We start from the raw sequence: 14832 nt of genomic DNA, 5'->3' as shown, positions 1-14832 counted from the left end.
ATCGCCTCTGTCCAACTCGTGCGCGGTGAAGACGAGCGGTCTCGACCTTCTTCGCCGTAGGCTGAACCAAGTTCGCCAGTAACCGGCTCAGTGATGTGGGGGTGCCCAGATGAACACCGAGAGTGCCGGATTCGACAGCGGTGGAGTCAGAAGCGATTCGGTCGTGAGCGATGCGGTGGTAGGTGAACAAGCGCCCGAGGGAAGTTCCGGGTCCGCGGTCGGCGATGGTCCGGTCGTCGAGCAGGCGGAGCCGGTGCTCGTGGAGTGGACCGCGGCCAACCGCACCGGATCGATCTCGGTACGAACCACGGAACAGGGTCTGCCACTGGGGATTTCGATCGACCCGGCCGAATTGCGGCGCGATCCGCAGGCTTTGGCGGCCGAGGTGCTGCGGCTGTGCAAACAGGCGGCGAATCGTGCTGCGCTGGCGCGACGGGCGGAACTCGAAGCGGCCGGGGTCGCGCCGGAGGCGTTGCGCCGGATGGGGCTGCCCACCACCGCGGAGGTCGCGCAGAGCGAGCTCCAGGAGGAGGACGAGTACGAGACCGAGCCGGAGAGCTGGCTGCGGTCCGTCTGAGACGGTTCGGCCCGTCCGAACGACGAAAACCCTTGTGAGGAGCGTCATGTACGAAACGATGGACGAGCTCGAGGCCAGTGTTCGCCGACGGCTGTACCGGCTGCGTGACCTCGGTGACCAGATGGCGGGGGTGCGCGCCCGCGAGACCGCGCCGGACGAATCGCTGACGGTCGAGGTGGACGGCAACGGCGCGATGGTGGAACTGCAACTCTCCGAATCGATTTCGCGGATGTCCCCCGAGCAGTTCGAGCACACCCTGGTGACCACGGCGTATGCCGCTGCGCGCCAAGCCTTTGCCGAACGCGCCGATCTGGTCGATACGTTCAATGACGAGGTTTCGAGCTGGTGAATTTCTGGCGGAACGCCGCAGCCCCTGGACCCGGGGGCAGCAATTGCGTAGCGCGATGAGCGCGGCTCCGCTTACCATTGGTGGCAAGTAAGGATTTTCGTCATCGGATCGGGGTTTTACGATGGAACCTTTTGTCACAGTGCCCGATGCCATCCGCGGATACGGCGCGTCGTCGGCTGCGATGGCGACGACGATCGCCACGGTCGGCAATGTCGACCAGGCCGCCACGGTGGGCGCGGCGGTGCCGGTATTCGGCCTGATCGGCCAAGATTTCCTGGCGGCGTTCGCCTATGCGCAGGCCAACCACATCTCGTCGGTCAACGAGCTCGCCTCGGTGCACGCGGGCACCGCGCTGGCCGCCTTCACGGCCGCCGATCACTACCAGGCCACCGATGACGACTCCGCCGCACACCTCGGCTCGGTATAAGCCCGATGAACGCGCCACTCGACCCCAGCATCTCGGATCTGCTGCGGGGTAGCTCGCTGGCGCCGATGATGGATCAGCCGGTGAGCCACATCCTGCACAGCATGGGATTGCCGCAGCTGCCGACCATTCCACCGATGCCGCCTCTGCCGGGGCTCCCGCCGATGCCGGTGATCGACCTGACCGCGATCGTCCGGCCGCTGACTGATATGGCCTCGAGCTTCGGCACCGGGCAGTTCGGCAATGCGGCGGTGCATCCCGCGGTCGGCGTCGCGCCGGCTCCCGCACCGGCCACTATTAATCCGCTGAACACTTCTGCGGCACAGCATAATTCACCGGCACCCCAGGCGAATTCGCCCCAGGTCGCCGCACCGAAGCCCGCGACGCCGGGCGCCCCCGCGGGTGTCAACGCACCGGGCTCGCCGACCGCCCCGCAGCCGAATGTCGATCCGACGCAGGTACTCACGGCGATCACCACCGGCCTGCAGACCGCCATGCAACTCGGCATGTCGGCACTGCAGCTGGTGATGCAGATGTGGCAGGGCCAGGGCGCGCAGCAGGCGGCTTCGACGGCAGCGCGGACGGAGTCCACCGGCAACCAGTTGGCCACGCAGAGCGTCGGGCAGAAGGCGATTCTCGGCGCGGGCGCGACCTCGGTCTTCACCGGCGGCGCGCTGATGGCGACCGTGGTGGGCAAGTACATGACCACGATGGCTCTCACCGCACCGGCACTGTCGGTGCCCGGTGGTGCGGCCTTCGTGGTCGCCGAGACCGCCGAGGCCATCGCCGAGGCGCTCGCGGTGATCACCAAGACGCGCGTGGAGCTGACCATCCACTCGGCCAATATGACCGAGGCCGGGCAGAAGGTCGAGGTCAGCACCGCACCCACCGGTGTCAACGCGGCGTCTCGGGCGGCGACCGCCGCGGACACCGCATCCGCCACGTCCGGCTCGTCCAGCAGTGAGCTGCAGCAGCTGATGCAGCTGATCACGCCGATGGGCCAATTGCTCACCACCGGAGTGCAATCGGCGACACAGCTCGGGGAGGCGGCCAAGACGCTCGTCCCCGGCGTCACCACGACGCCCACGGCCGCCGCGATGTCCGGCGACAAGGCCGCACTGGGGGCGTACAAGGGCTCGGATTCGAAGAGTTCCGCCGCCGGTGGCGGCGGTGGCGTCGGCGGTGGCGGCAGTATCGCCGCGGTCCCGGCGACGCCGCTCACCCCGTACGTCGGCACCCAGCTGGCCGGTGGTTCCACCTTCGGGCCCGGCACAGCGGCGGCTTCGGAGGCGCTCGCGGCCGAGCCGGTCGCGACCTCGACTCCGTTGTCCACCACCAGTCCCGGCGTGATGCCGATGAGTGGTGCGGGCGCCGCCGCGGCGGCGGCCCGGGGTGTGGGCGGCGCGGGCGACGCCGGTGGCGGCGTGAACGGCAATCTGGTCACCGGCTCGAACGGGGACGCGGTCGTCGGCGATCTCGACGGGGCGGTCCTGCCGGTGGTCGGAGCCTACGTCCGGGCCACCGAAGCGCCACCCGACAAAGAACTGACGTTGTGATGGTGCAGCGGAAACCAACTGGAGGGATCGTCATGACAGACAACAACTTCGACGGGGTGTACTTCAGCCCGGCTGCCGCGACCGACGCCGCGGGCCGCCTGGACGCTCTGGCCCAGCGCCTGCAGCAGGACCTGCAGACCAGCAAGACCGCGCTGAGCGTTCCGGCGGCCGGGACCGACGAGGTGTCGGTGCGTGCCGCCCACACCATGAACGAGGTCGCGGGCTCGTTCTCGACCAGCGCGGATGCGGGCGTACTCGAACTGCAGAAGCTGGCTGCCTCGCTGCGCGCCCAGGTCACGCATTTCGGCCGGGTCGAGAACGAGAACACCACCGGGATCGAGCAGGCACGGTCGGTCTAGATGATCGAGCCACCGCAGCCCGGATTCACCGGGGTCGTCTGGGAGTCGCGTGAACCCGACCGGCTCGCACGCGATCTCGACACCGGCCCCGGTCCGCTTCCGATGGCCGAGGCCGGTGCCACCTGGTCCCGTCTGGCCGTCAGTTTCGCGGCTGCGGCGGCCGAGTACGAGGCGATCGTCGTCAGCCTGCGCGGTGCGTGGCAGTCGATCAACAGTGTCGGTGTGCACGACCGCATTTCGGTCTTGCATGATTGGCTGGCCAGTGCCGCGCAGGCGGCGGCCGCCAACGCGGCCAAGGCGCAGGAGCATGCCGCGGCCAATGAGCTGGCTCGCCTGACGATGCCGAATATGGCTGATATCAAGGCGATTCAAGAAGCGCAGCAGATGTTGCAGCTGATCGGCATCTCGCTGGGCGCACCGATCCAGGCGATCGCGGCGGTCACCGATACCGATTCGGATATGGCCAAGGCCACCGCGTCCCGGGTGATGCGCATCTACGAGGCGGCCACCGAACCGCTGGCCACTCCGTGGGTGCAGGACCATCCGCCGGAGCTGACCACCGGCGCCGCGCTGGCGGCGGAGCAGGCCGGCGCCCAGGCGCCGAAACTTCCCATGCCCGAGGGCGTCACGGTACTGCCGCCGAACTTCGATCCCGCCGCGTTCGCCATCGCGCCGCCGATCAAGACCGCTTACCGCGCACCGTCTTTCGTGGAATCCGCGACCACGGCCGAGGAGGCCGCGGAGGTGGTTCCCGCGTCCGCGACCGGTTCCGCGAGCCCGATCCCCGCCAGCAGTGTTCCGGGCGCGGTGGCACCGGCCGCCGCGGGCTCGCCGTTGCAGAACGAGGAGCATCGCGCCGGAATCGCGGTGGAGGGTGCGGACGCGATCGGCATCGACAACGGAATCGTCAGCGCCCCGGCTGTTCTCGGCGGTTCGCCCGCCGCACCGCAGCAGACCGCGCAGACCGTGCCGGGTACCGCCCAGCCCGGGGCGGCCTGATGACGACGCTCACCAACGACGGCCTGTTCGCGGTGGCCGAACGTCTCGGCGTACAGACCCTGCCGTTGGTGCTTTCCGTTGCACCACAACATGATTCGTACGCCGACTGGCAAGCGGCCCAGCAGGAGGCGATCGCCGGACTGACCGATGCCGGGGTGTTCGACTCCTACGGCGAGGTGAGTCCGGATCTGGCCCAGGCGTTGTTCGTCCTGGCGCAGCCCGAGCGCGAACTGGTGGCGCGGATCTATCGCGTCGCGCCCGATCGCGTCGGCGAGGAGTCGAACACCCCGGCCGACGTGGTGCGAGTGTGTCTGGCCCGCAGGGGTGAAGACCACGCGATCGCCGTGCGCACCGGCGACGATTTCGAGCTGCAAACCTTCTGGTCCGACGGGTCCGGCGATTCGCTGGCGCGTCCATTGCTCGGTGCGCTCGGTTCGTGCACACCGGCCGCGATTCCCGATTTCAATGTGCTGTCGCAGGATCTGAGCGAGCGGCTCAGCGCGGCGAACACCGCCACGGACTATGCCGATGCCTGTTATGCACTCGGCGTGCCCGATCGCGAGGCCACCATTCTCGGGCTGGCCTTCGAATCATGTTATGCCTACGCCGAAATCGTGGCCTACACGCACGAGGACGGCATAGCCACCCGGACGCCGGGCGCTGTCGCGATGTACGACACCGGCCGCGGCCGGATTATCGCCATTCCGGCGCTGGCGCCCGATCAGCAGTCTTGGTCGACGGTCACATCCGGTACGGATCACCGGATCGCTCAAGCGATTTCGGCGCTGATCCAGTTGTTGCCCGGGGAAAGGTGGCTGCGGCTATAAGTTCTGAAATATGTCCCGAAGTCTTCTATTCTGATGAGGTCGGACGACCTCCGCACAGCAATAACCGTGATGAAAGGTTGGGAAAATGGCAGGCGCAGTCGGTCTTGATAAGGCCGCCATCGAGAAGGTGGCCAACGACATGGACACCTCGATCACTAACATTCGTAACCACATCCAGAAGATCGAAGATGCCGCCGATGCGGCCAAGGCCGGCTGGCACGGTGACGCGAACGCCTCGTTCGTGAAGTCCGCCACCGCGTGGCACGAGGAGGCGGAGACCCTCAAGTCCAACCTCACCGCGCTGCACCAGGCCGTCATCGACGGCAAGAACAAGCTGCTGTCGATGGACCAGGGCAACGCTTGATCGCATCCCGGCACAGGCCGGCGCCGCGGCAATTCCGCCGCACTCCATTACTTCCCGATGAGGAGAGACATCCATGAGCGATATCCTTTACGACCCCGCAACCATGAACACGCTGTACGACGACCTGAACCACTCCGGTTCGCAGCTCAAGGCGGAGGGGCAGAACCTCGAGACGAACGCCACCGCGTTCCACAACGCGCTGCAGGGTGACAACGCTTCGGCCAGCTTCGACTCGGTGCACAAGAAGTGGTCGGACGAGTTCAGCCAGCACCTGGGCGTGCTCGACCAGCTGTCCAACTCGGTGGAGGAGGCGCTGCACCGTGCGCTGTCCGCCGACTCCGCCGTCGGTCAGGGCTTCGAGGTCTTCTGATTCGCGGTGTGAACGGCCGCTCGGAATCAATTCCGAGCGGCCGTTCACAATCCGAACCATGCGGCCGTGCGAAATATCTTCGCGCGGCCTTTCTGCTGTTGTCCGGCAGTGTAATCGCGATACCGGGCGGCGGGATCGATTGTGGCGCCGCGGCTCGGTACTGAACCCGAACGGATTTCCGGCCGTGCGGGCATCTGTTCGTTTCGAATACCGAAACCTCCGATGAGGCGCGGTTTCCCGCTGGTGGCGTAGAGACCTGAACGACCGGCGGATTATGCGTTCACATATGTGGCGAAGAATTCATATATACGACGGAATTTGAAACGGTCGTACACCGATAATCCCGTAGGGCAGCCGAATTCAGCGCGTGGCGAGCGACTCCCCGATGTATTGCATCTCGTCCGGGGTGGTGACCATGTGCACCGTCGCCGAATCCGTCGCGGTGCGGACAGTGATCATATTCGGCGACGCCGGATCCTGCAGCAGTGTGACGTCGGCTTCGAACGGGCTCTCCGGACCGTCCTCCTCGCGCACGTGCAGAATGGTGGCCCCGCCTGGCAGCGCCGTCGGGGTGATCCCATCGAAGACCACGACAGTCGTTGTGGGATAAGAACTTCCGGGTTGCATCGGGGGTGCCGGGGGATGGTGGCTCGCGCCCGCCGAACGCGGTGCGAGCGAAAGCGAGTGCGGTGCGGCCACACTCGCGACCATGGTGTTCCAGGCATCCGGCCGCACGGTGTGCACCACGGTGTGCGCGCCCAGCGCGATCGCCCGCAACACCACCTGCTGGGCCAGGTCGAGCATGCCGATGACCTCCAGATGCCTTGTGCCCTCACCGATCAGCGGCACCGCGATGCCCTGTCCGGTCAGATCCGCGCCGATCAGCTGCCCGCAGCCCGCGGTAGGCACCGAAAGCCCGTTCAGCGCGTCCAGGGGGCCGCGATAATCCTCCGGGGCGTCTCCGGGTGCCACCGCGATGGGCAGGCTGTCCAGGAAGGCACGCAGCTGCTGTCCGGGCAGTCGTCGCAGGCCCGGCACCGGCGGGTCGGCCGGTTCGCTCAGGGTGTCGAACCGAACCAGCGCATGCAGTGCGATGCCCGGCCGGATCTCGTCCTGCCCGGCGCGCACGGCCTGCGGTCGCAGCCGGACGGTGATGGTCGTGGAAAGGCTCTGCGCCGCCCACAGATCCGCGAAACCGGGGGAGGCGATCAGATCGCGCCCGATCGCGTAGCTGGTCAGGTGCAGCCCCTCGTACTCCAGTGTGTTCGGCGATTCGGTGAACTGGTCGGGCGTGATGCCGTGCGTGAGTTGCCTTACCGCGCTGTTGATCTCACCGGCGGTCAGCACCGAGACGGTGATGTCGCGAGCGGCGAGCCGGTTTGCGACCCGGCGGGTGGCGATGATCGCCGCGCGCAGCGCCCCGGCGCCGCCGCCGCCGCGATTGTCCACCGCCTGCGCATTGGCCAGCGGGTCGAACCGGAGCACCAGCCACACCGTGCGCCGCGCGATCGCGGGCAGCGGTCCGAGGATGCGGTCGTAGAGCCAGGCCACCGCGCCGTTGCCCGCGGTGCGCGCACCCGTGCTGATGACGTCGATGGAATCCAGGGTGATGTCGAATTGCCCGAGGCAGTTGGCGATTTCGCTGAGCGGCAGCTCCTGCACCGAGCCGAGCGAACCCGGCCGCAGCCAGGTCATCGAGTCCGGCGGCGGTTCGATCCGCAGCATGCTGATCAGCCGATCGGCATCCCAGCGCACGCCGTAGCTGCCGCCCTCGGGCAACGGGACGTCGAACGCCTCCGGTGGCTCGGCGCTCGGGTCGTGCCGCCACCGGTTCCAGCGAAAGGCGATGGCGCCGCCGATGATTCCGGCGAGTGTGCGCGGCAGGCGGCGGCGCAGCGGCACCAGCCCGATCAGCGCCACGGCGACGCCGATCGCGATGATCACGTACAGCCGCAGCGCAAAGGCGGTGGCGATCCAGGCCCCGAGCGCGGCCAGCAACAGCACCGGAACCACCTGACGCAGCGGGAAATCCCGGAACAGCCAGAAGTCTTGATCATGCAGCGCGACCGGCGGGCGGCCGGTACGCGCTACGCCGCCGTGCTGCGACGACGACAGTCCCTCCTGCGATCCGGATTCCCGCTCCTCGGGGCCGGTGTACACGATCGCTTCTTCGACCATCGTTTCCCATATCTGTTCACGAGCCTGCCGCAATGGAGCCCGGCCGGTACGGCCGGAAGCACGGTCCGAATGGCCGGTTTCGCGGATTACGTTACCTGTTTCGGCTGCGAGTGGCGGCCCGCCCGCGCAACCGCTTAGTCTTTTCCTTGCGGGGAGTCCTTCGGGGAGATCCCGAAATGGGCGGCCACACCCGCGCGTTCGACCGATGCCCTACCGTTCGAGGGAGATCCAGTGCCGGCACAGCTGACGACTCGGGCACAGGTCAATGGCTACCGCTTCCTGCTGCGTCGTCTCGACCACGCGATGGTCCGGCGGGATGTGCGAATGTTGCACGATCCCATGCGCTCACAGTCCCGGTCGCTGATCATCGGCGGCATTCTCGGCGTGCTGGCCGTGGCCGGTTGCATGATCCTTGCGCTGCTGCATCCGCAGGGTTCGGTCGGCAAGGCGTCGATCATCGTCGGCAAGGACAGCGCCGCACTGTTCGTACTGGTGAAGGACCAATCCGGGAATCAGACCCTGCATCCCGTCATGAATCTCGCCTCGGCCCGATTGATCAGCGGCACCGCTGAAACACCCACCTCGGTCAAGGATTCCAAGCTGTCCTCCTATCCGCGCGGTCCGCTGCTGGGGATTCCGGGCGCTCCGAACGCGTTGCCGGGGAGCTCGCAGGGCAACTATTCGGACTGGTCGATGTGCGAATCGGTCGCTCTCTCGGCGAGCGGCAGCGCGACGAGTTCTTCCGCGGTCACCACGACCGTCGTGGCCGGGCGGCCCGAGCTGGGCTCTCGCGCGCGGACCGCGAGTCCGGACGAGGCGGTGCTGGTGCGCCACGAGGACAAGACCTATCTGCTCTACGACGGTAAGCGCGCGGAGATCGATCCCGGTAATACGGTCGTCGCCCGCACTCTGAATCTGGGCGCGCATCCGGCGCGGGAGACCGGCACCGGCCTGCTCGACGTCGCGGTCCCGATGCCGGCGCTGACTCCGCCGACGATCCCGCAGGCCGGTCATCCGGGGCCGGGCAAATTGTCGAATGTGCCTGTGGGCGGGGTGATCTCGGTCGCGCCGCTGGACGGCGGCGGAGCTCCGGATCTGTATGTGGTGCTGTCGAACGGCGTGCAGCACATCGGCCCGTTCGTCGCGCAGCTGATCCGCAATGCCGACTCACAGGGGATGAGCGAGATCAAGACGGTGCCGCCGGACGCGCTCGACGGCGTTTCGGTGGTGACCACGTTGCATCTGGACCAGTTTCCCACGCAGGTGCCGAAAATCGTTTCCGCCGAAGACGATCCGGTGACATGCGTGCACTGGAACAAGAATTCGGGCATGGCGACCGAACAGGTCGAGTCGAGTAATCCGGCGGACAAGGCGGATGTCTCCATGGTGCTGGGAACCGAACTGCCGCTGACTGATTCGGAGCATCCGGTCAAGCTGGCCACAGCGTCCGGCACCGGCGACCACGTCGACGAGGTGTTCGTCCCGCCGATGTCGGGTGAGTTCGTGCAGACCACCGGGATGGATTCCGGCAGTCTGCGCCGCGACAGCCTGTTCTACATCGCCGACGACGGAGTCCGCTACGCCGTACCGGATCTGGCCACCGCGCAGATTCTGGGCTTGGGCAAGACGCCGCATCTGGCGCCGTGGGCGATCGTGGGCCAGCTGGTCCCGGGGCCGACGCTCTCGCGGACATCGGCGCTGAAGAGTTACGACAGCGTGCCGCCCAGTGCATCCAGTTCGGACGATTCGTCGAAGACCACAACGGCATCCAACTGAGCTGCCGAAATCCGATCCACCCCTCCCGAAAAATGCCTGCGGCTCTGCGGCTTTCGAATCCCTTCGAAAGCCGCAGAGCCGCAGTGATACTCAGCCCAGGCCGAGCGAGGCGAGAATGGTCGCGAGGGCGGCCTGCATGTCCGGCGCCTCGATACGCATCAGCACCGATTCGTCCACCTCGGCCAGATCCAGCGAATCATCGTTGGCGAGACGGAATTCGCGCTCCTCCTCGGCGGACTCGATGACGTTACGGATGAAACGACCGTTACCGGCGAGGTCGACCCCGCGCCGCGGCTGGCCGCTCTGGTCGGTGCTCTCCATCTCGTACAGCCGCTGGCAGGCCGCGACCAGTTGCTGGATCGCGCCCTCGGCCAGTTCCGAGTCCCGGGACTTGGCGATGACCTGGCCGATCTCCCCCAATTCCTCGGCGGTGTAGGACGGGAACTGCAGGCGCTTGGAGAAACGTGAGGCCAGACCGTCATTGGCGGCCAGCAGTCGGTTGATCTCACCGTCGTATCCGGCGATGATCACCACGAGTCGATCGCGATCGTTCTCCATGCGAGCCAGCAGCGTGTCCACGGCCTCACGACCGAAGGCGTCACCGCCGGACAGGCCGGTCTGAATCAGGGTGTACGCCTCGTCGATGAAAAGCACACCGTCCATTGCGCTGTCGATCAATTTATCGGTTTTTATCGCGGTGCTACCCAAATGTTCACCGACGAGATCCATTCGCTTCGCTTCGACGACCTTGTCGGTTTTCAGAATTCCGAGACCGCAATAGATCTTGGCGACCACGCGAGCGATCGTGGTTTTACCGGTACCCGGCGGACCGGTGAACGCCAGGTGATTGCCGCGCGATTTCGCCGAAAGGCCCTTCTCGGCACGGATCTTGGCCAGCTGCGCACTGGACTGCAGCCGGGCGACCTGGGTTTTCACCGATACCAGACCGATCTGGCGATCGAGTTCCTTACGCGCCTCGTCCAGGATCTTCTTGGCGCGATCCTGGAATTCGGCCTCCTGCTGCTCCTGCATCGAGGGGGCCGATTCGGGATCCCAGCGGTCGGTCCGGGCGGCGATGGTCTCCTTGGAGGTGATGGTGATCCGGTAGGTGCGATCCCGCATGGCCTCGGTGTTCGCGGCGAAGTCGGGCGCCTGCGAGTACACCTTCTCGAAGAGCTTCTGCGCCTCTTCCTCGGCGCCGTTCTCGCGCAGGCACAGGCCGCGACAGAACATGGCGGTGGTGCGCGCGGCCGGAATCGGGCCGTGCTCGGCCATTTCCATGCGGCGGATCGCCTCACCGAACAGGCCCAGCTGAGCGCAGGCCGAACCGACCATGACGTGCGCGCCCGCCGCCATGAACGGATCGTCCCACTCGGCCGAACCGGCCAGCACGGTCATCACATCGGGCCAGCGCTGGGTGTTGTAGTGCAGAACGCCGCGCACGTAGGCCGAGATGCGGTTGTCCGGCTCGGTTTCCGGGGCAGGCTGCTGTCCGCGACGGAATTCGGCGAGTTCGTCGAGTACCTGTTCGGCCTCGTCGTATTGTTTGGCGGCGATGAGCTGGGCGGCCTGGGCGACCCAGATCTCGGTGTAGTTCGCGAGCGGATAATCGATGTACAGGCCGGTGACGAACCGGCCGGACAGCTCGCGCGGTCGCAGACCCAATCGGCGCTGCTCACGGTAGAGCGTTGAGCCGCTGGTCTTCTGGAGTTGGGTGAGCACCTCGGGGGTCGTCTCACCGGCAGCGGCCAGGCCCAACCAGGCATCGCACATCGTGGGATCCCACTCGGTGGCCCGTTGGAACGCCAACTTGGCGTACTCCAGGTCGCGCGTGGCCTCTTGGCCGTCGATGGTCAGACCCAGCGACAGAACGCCGGCGTCGAAGGCGCGTTGAGCTTGGCGGTTGCTGGTCATAACACTCGAACCCCGAATTTTCTTTTGTGAAGGCCCATTCCGTATCTCTCCTGACCAGCCTACCGATCGCGCGCTACTCACCTGTCCGATACATTAGGGTTCGCTGCGTAGAGGTCGCAACGCGAACGCAATTGACGGGGTGAAAGTGGTTCGGCCAGCTGACAGATCGTCGTGTGAAACACCGTTGGTTACCGTACGTCCAGGATCGGCGGCCTCATGACGACACCATCGCCCGGCGGGCGGACCGCCGCGGAGCCCGAGCTCTGCCGAGTCTCGGTAATCGGAGGAAACACCCAGCTCGATGTGGGTCTGCCCACGGCGATTCCGGTCGCCTCGTTCATCGGTGACCTGGTCTCGCTGATCGAATCGCGCAATCCGAGCGTCACGGACGGCGAGGACGACGCCGGCCCGCTGCAGACCCAACACTGGACGCTGGCCCGGCTCGGCCGCGATCCGATCCCGCCGAGCCGGACCCTGGTCGAGGCCGAGGTGCACGACGGCGATCTGCTCGTGTTGCGTGCGGTGGGCGCCAAGGAGACTCCGGCGCTGTTCGACGACGTCATCGATGCGGTATCGCGTCTGACCGCGGACACCTTCCGCGGCTGGTCGCCGCAGTCGGCCCGCTGGACGGGCCTGGTCGCCGCCGTGGTGTCCACGGTCGCGGCGATGGCGCTGCTGGCGGTGGGCCGATCGCACATCAACGCTCTGGTCGCGGGTTTCGTCGCGGCCGGTGTCGGGGTGGCGGCCATGGTCGCCGCCGCGATCGCGGTGCGCCGCTACAGCGATACGCTCGCGGGCACCTGGCTCTCGCTCGCATCGCTGGTGCTCTTGTTCTCCGGCGGCGCCTTCTTCGTACCGGGCAGTCTGGGCAGTCCGCATCTGCTGCTGGGCTTTTCGGTGGCCCTGGTGGCCGCCGCGGTGGGCTATCGCGCGACCGGTATCGGCGCGACGCTGTTCCCCATGGCGATCACCGTCGCGCTGTTCGGCGGAATCGCCTCGGCGGTACGGATGTTCGGCGATGTCGCACTGCCCGGTATCGGCGCGGGAATGCTGGTGGGCGCGCTGATCGTGATCTCCGTGGTGCCGCGGCTGTCCGCGGTGCTGGCCCGGCTGCCCGTGCCGCACGTACCCACGGCCGGCGCCGCGATCGATCCGGCCGACCACGAACCGCGCCCGACCATCGAGGGTATCGGCGCGATCGGCGCCACGGCACTGCCGTCGGCGATGGGTCTGGGCCGACGTGCCAAGGCCGCCAACGCATATCAGACCGGCATCATGGCGGGCTGCACGCTGGCCGCGGTCGTCGGCACGGTCGGCGCGGCCGATCCGCTCGGCGGCGTGCACTGGCCGGGCATCGGGCTGGCGGTGGTGACCTCGATCATCCTGGCCCTGCGCGGACGCTCCTTCGCCGATCTGACCCAGGCCGGTGCGTTGATCATCGGCGGTGCGGTGATCTTCGTCGCGACGGCGGCGGGTGTGGCACTGGGGGATTCGCGAGCGGTGCTGATCTCCGTGGGACTGCTGCTGGTGTTCGCCGCGGCGGTGGTCGTCTTCGGCGTCATCGGCCCGCACATCGAGATCACCCCGGTCATGCGCAGGATGAACGAGCTGTTCGAATATCTGCTGATCGTGCTGGTGATCCCGCTCGTGCTGTGGATCATGGACGTGTATTCGATGGCCCGCGACATATGACCGGTGTCGGCCCGTTGGGCGGGGAAGGTTTCGGCCGGAGTCGTTCCGTGCTTCGGATGCTGTGCGCGGTAACGGTTCTCGGGGCCGCGGTGTTCGCCGTCCCGGGCCCCGCGAACGCGGTCCAGCCGCCGAGGGTCGATCCCGGGGCACTGGGCGCGGCCCAGGCGCTGAGCGGACATCCCGCACCGCTCGAGCCGACCGAGCAGCGCGAGGTCTGCGCGACTCCGATGCTCAGCGGCACCCCGCCGGCGGACGCGCCGATCGCACAGCGGGTGCTGAATCTGCCTGCGGCATGGCGGTTCTCCGAGGGCGCCGGGCAGAAGGTCGCGGTGATCGATACCGGGGTGAACCGGCATCCACGGCTGCCGAATCTCCAGCCGGGCGGCGATTACGTCGCCAACTCCGACGGCACCTCCGACTGCGACGGTCACGGAACAATCGTCGCGGGCATCATCGCCGGACAGCCCAGTGCGGACGACGGATTCTCCGGTGTCGCACCGCAGGCGCAGATTCTGAGCATCCGGCAGCTGAGTCTGGCGTTCTCGGCCAAGAACAACCGGTCCAGCGGGCAGGCGCCGGGTGCGATCTCCGACTCCGGCTACGGCAATGTGCTCACGCTGTCCGCGGCGGTGGTGCGGGCGACGGACATGGGCGCCACGGTGATCAACATCTCGGAGGTGGCCTGCACGGGAGCGGGATACGACACCGCGGACGGATCACTCGGCGCGGCAGTGCAATACGCCTACAACCACAATGTGGTCGTGGTCGCCGCGGCCGGGAACATGCAGTCCGACGGGCCGTGTAAGACGCAGAACTCCGGCTCGGGTTGGGATGGAGTGCAGACGATTCCGAGTCCGGCGTGGTTCGATAAATATGTGCTCTCGGTCGGCTCGGTGGATCCCAGCGGGTCCCCTTCGGAACTGACGCTGCGGGGCCCGTGGATCGGCGTCGCGGCGGTCGGCCGCGAGATCGTCTCGCTGGACAGCAAACCCGGCGGTACCGGCCTGGTCAACGCCGTGCAGGGCAACGACGGCATCCGGCCCATCGAGGGCACCAGTTTCGCCGCGCCCTACGTCGCCGGCCTTGCGGCACTGGTGCGTTCGCATTTCCCGGCCCTCACCGCCGGGCAGGTCATCGACCGGATCGAGCAGACCGCGCACCATCCGGGTGCGACCCGGGACGATTCGGTCGGCTACGGCATGATCGATCCCGTCGCCGCGCTGACCGCTGTGCTGCCGGATCGCCCGGTGTCCGCGGGCGCGGATGTCCCGCGAGCCATTCCTGCGCCCTATTCGCCCCCGCCCGCGGACACGCGCCCGCGCAAGTACGCCACGATCGGCTCGATCGCCTGTCTGGCCGTGCTGGGAATCGGAGTCGCACTGGCGATTCCGCTGCGCCGCCGCTCCGGGAACGCCGCCGATACCCTCGACCACGATCGGTAGGACCC

14 protein-coding genes are annotated in these 14832 nt (G+C 67.2%); 12 read left to right on the top strand and 2 right to left on the bottom strand.

What is annotated here, in order from left to right; translation table 11 throughout:
* The first annotated feature begins 109 nt into the window (after window positions 1-109).
* From NV1_RS23515 to NV1_RS23475, 9 genes are all read left to right on the top strand, one after another.
* Window positions 110-577 carry a hypothetical protein gene (locus NV1_RS23515; RefSeq protein WP_307629897.1) on the top strand — a complete coding sequence of 156 codons (468 nt, stop codon included), beginning with the start codon at window positions 110-112 and terminating at the stop codon, window positions 575-577.
* A 46-nt stretch (window positions 578-623) separates the two neighbouring features.
* On the top strand, window positions 624-926 hold the full coding sequence (locus NV1_RS23510) for a YbaB/EbfC family nucleoid-associated protein (protein ID WP_067895161.1): 303 nt from the start codon (window positions 624-626) through the stop codon (window positions 924-926).
* 121 nt (window positions 927-1047) lie between these two features.
* On the top strand, window positions 1048-1353 hold the full coding sequence (locus NV1_RS23505) for a type VII secretion target (protein WP_067895158.1): 306 nt from the start codon (window positions 1048-1050) through the stop codon (window positions 1351-1353).
* A 5-nt stretch (window positions 1354-1358) separates the two neighbouring features.
* Window positions 1359-2906 (top strand): hypothetical protein, encoded by a 1548-nt coding sequence (locus tag NV1_RS23500; protein ID WP_067895156.1) that lies wholly within the window; start codon window positions 1359-1361, stop codon window positions 2904-2906.
* 32 nt (window positions 2907-2938) lie between these two features.
* Window positions 2939-3265 carry a PE family protein gene (locus NV1_RS23495; RefSeq protein ID WP_067895454.1) on the top strand — a complete coding sequence of 109 codons (327 nt, stop codon included), beginning with the start codon at window positions 2939-2941 and terminating at the stop codon, window positions 3263-3265.
* Window positions 3266-4264 (top strand): PPE domain-containing protein, encoded by a 999-nt coding sequence (locus tag NV1_RS23490; protein WP_067895153.1) that lies wholly within the window; start codon window positions 3266-3268, stop codon window positions 4262-4264.
* A complete protein-coding gene (locus NV1_RS23485; protein ID WP_067895150.1) occupies window positions 4264-5091 on the top strand; it encodes an ESX secretion-associated protein EspG in 828 nt (275 codons plus the stop codon). The genes NV1_RS23490 and NV1_RS23485 overlap by 1 nt, the downstream gene beginning before the upstream one ends.
* Before the next feature lie 85 nt (window positions 5092-5176).
* The gene (locus NV1_RS23480; RefSeq protein WP_067895148.1) at window positions 5177-5455 is read left to right on the top strand and encodes a WXG100 family type VII secretion target; all 279 of its coding nucleotides are present in this window, start codon (window positions 5177-5179) and stop codon (window positions 5453-5455) included.
* Window positions 5456-5528: 73 nt separating this feature from the next.
* Complete coding sequence (locus NV1_RS23475) at window positions 5529-5825, top strand: WXG100 family type VII secretion target (protein ID WP_067895146.1); 297 nt, start codon at window positions 5529-5531, stop codon at window positions 5823-5825.
* Between the two features lie 360 nt (window positions 5826-6185).
* On the opposite strand, the gene eccE is transcribed toward NV1_RS23475, so the two are convergent.
* Complete coding sequence (eccE, locus tag NV1_RS23470) at window positions 6186-8003, bottom strand: type VII secretion protein EccE (protein WP_084525714.1); 1818 nt, start codon at window positions 8001-8003, stop codon at window positions 6186-6188.
* A gap of 231 nt (window positions 8004-8234) precedes the next feature.
* Between eccE and eccB the strand changes: the two genes are divergently transcribed.
* Window positions 8235-9779 (top strand): type VII secretion protein EccB, encoded by a 1545-nt coding sequence (eccB, locus tag NV1_RS23465; protein ID WP_067895143.1) that lies wholly within the window; start codon window positions 8235-8237, stop codon window positions 9777-9779.
* Between the two features lie 90 nt (window positions 9780-9869).
* Here eccB and eccA read toward each other — a convergent pair whose 3' ends face one another.
* Complete coding sequence (gene eccA, locus NV1_RS23460; protein WP_067895140.1) at window positions 9870-11693, bottom strand: type VII secretion AAA-ATPase EccA; 1824 nt, start codon at window positions 11691-11693, stop codon at window positions 9870-9872.
* Between the two features lie 216 nt (window positions 11694-11909).
* Between eccA and eccD the strand changes: the two genes are divergently transcribed.
* Together eccD and mycP are read left to right on the top strand one after the other, a co-directional pair.
* Complete coding sequence (eccD, locus tag NV1_RS23455; RefSeq protein WP_067895137.1) at window positions 11910-13385, top strand: type VII secretion integral membrane protein EccD; 1476 nt, start codon at window positions 11910-11912, stop codon at window positions 13383-13385.
* Between the two features lie 56 nt (window positions 13386-13441).
* Window positions 13442-14827 carry a type VII secretion-associated serine protease mycosin gene (mycP, locus tag NV1_RS23450; RefSeq protein ID WP_067895447.1) on the top strand — a complete coding sequence of 462 codons (1386 nt, stop codon included), beginning with the start codon at window positions 13442-13444 and terminating at the stop codon, window positions 14825-14827.
* Window positions 14828-14832: the final 5 nt, after the last annotated feature.

This window comes from Nocardia vaccinii NBRC 15922 (assembly GCF_001613305.1).
Lineage (GTDB): Bacteria > Actinomycetota > Actinomycetes > Mycobacteriales > Mycobacteriaceae > Nocardia > Nocardia vaccinii.
The sequence above is the reverse complement of the archived record's forward strand: the minus strand, read 5'-3'. Positions and strand labels throughout refer to the sequence as shown.